Origin of the sequence: Vibrio sp. B181a, assembly GCF_030248375.1 — a bacterium.
Taxonomy (GTDB): domain Bacteria; phylum Pseudomonadota; class Gammaproteobacteria; order Enterobacterales; family Vibrionaceae; genus Vibrio; species Vibrio campbellii.
In genome coordinates this window covers 1-1,119 of record NZ_JAHGAD010000152.1, presented here as the reverse complement: position 1 = coordinate 1,119, position 1,119 = coordinate 1, and the positions used below count along the sequence as shown (strand labels likewise).

General features: G+C 45.0%; 2 protein-coding genes. Both read left to right on the top strand.

Annotation, left to right across the window (positions count from 1 at the left end; all coding sequences use genetic code 11):
• Positions 1–280: 280 nt before the first annotated feature.
• A complete protein-coding gene (secE, locus tag KIO97_RS26845; RefSeq protein ID WP_005451121.1) occupies positions 281–661 on the top strand; it encodes a preprotein translocase subunit SecE in 381 nt (126 codons plus the stop codon).
• A 13-nt stretch (positions 662–674) separates the two neighbouring features.
• Positions 675–1,119, top strand: a 445-nt coding sequence (gene nusG, locus KIO97_RS26840) for a transcription termination/antitermination protein NusG (RefSeq protein ID WP_285384437.1), incomplete at its 3' end; no start/stop codon positions are given.

Here is a 1,119-nt window from a genome sequence, read left to right as displayed (position 1 = left end):
AGATCTTCGACTAATTCTTAACGAATTAACGAATGTCTTCGGAAAATCTTGAATTAGATTTGACGAACCAGTAGCAAAAAGGGCATCATTTGATGCCCTTTTTCTGCACTCAACATTATTTTAGCTGTTTTCTTGTTCAGATTTTGGTTGAGAGCAGAGCAAGATTGGCCAGACAGGCTTAATCTTAAGAGAGTAGCGCTGATTTTTTCAGCGATATGGAGTTTGCCCTGCAACAGCGGGGTTGTTGTCGTCTATATTAAGACTTGTGACAGGTTGGTTTATGAAAGCAAATAATGCTGAAACTCCTGATAGCTCAAACGCAGCAGATACGTTTAAGTGGATTGCCGCTTTCGTATTAGCAGCGGCCGCTGTTGTGGGTAATTACCTGTATGGTGAAATGTCTGTAGTTGTTCGCGCTGCAGGCGTTGTTGTTCTTATTGCAGCTGCCCTTGGCGTTGCAGCAACAACGACTAAAGGTAAAGCAGCGATCAGTTTTGCAAAAGAATCTCGTATGGAAGTTCGTAAGGTTGTTTGGCCTACACGCCAAGAAACTATGCAAACAACACTGATCGTTTTAGCTGTAAGTATTGTAATGGCTCTAGCGCTTTGGGGTATTGACGGCATTATGGTTCGTCTAGTAGCTCTAGCGACTGGGGTATAGAGGGTTTTAATTCATGAGTGAAGCTCCAAAAAAACGCTGGTATGTGGTTCAAGCCTTCTCTGGATTTGAAGGTCGTGTAGCTCAATCTCTTCGCGAGCATATCAAAATGCACAGCATGGAAGAGCTATTCGGTGAAGTACTGGTTCCTACTGAAGAAGTAGTAGAAATGCGCGCGGGTCAGCGTCGTAAATCTGAGCGTAAGTTCTTCCCAGGGTACGTCCTTGTTCAGATGATTATGAACGATGAATCATGGCACCTAGTACGCAGTGTGCCGCGTGTCATGGGCTTCATTGGTGGTACCTCAGACCGTCCGGCACCTATCACAGATAAGGAAGCTGACGCTATTCTTAACCGTCTTGAGAAAGCGAGTGAAGCTCCTCGTCCACGTACTATGTACGAAGCGGGCGAAGTGGTACGTGTTAATGAAGGTCCATTTGCTGACTTCAATGGTACTGTTG

What these genes read in the sequence shown, in the direction of transcription:
- secE (WP_005451121.1), top strand. Translation starts at nt 281, where the DNA reads ATGAAAGCAAATAATGCTGAAACTCCTGATAGCTCAAACGCAGCAGAT.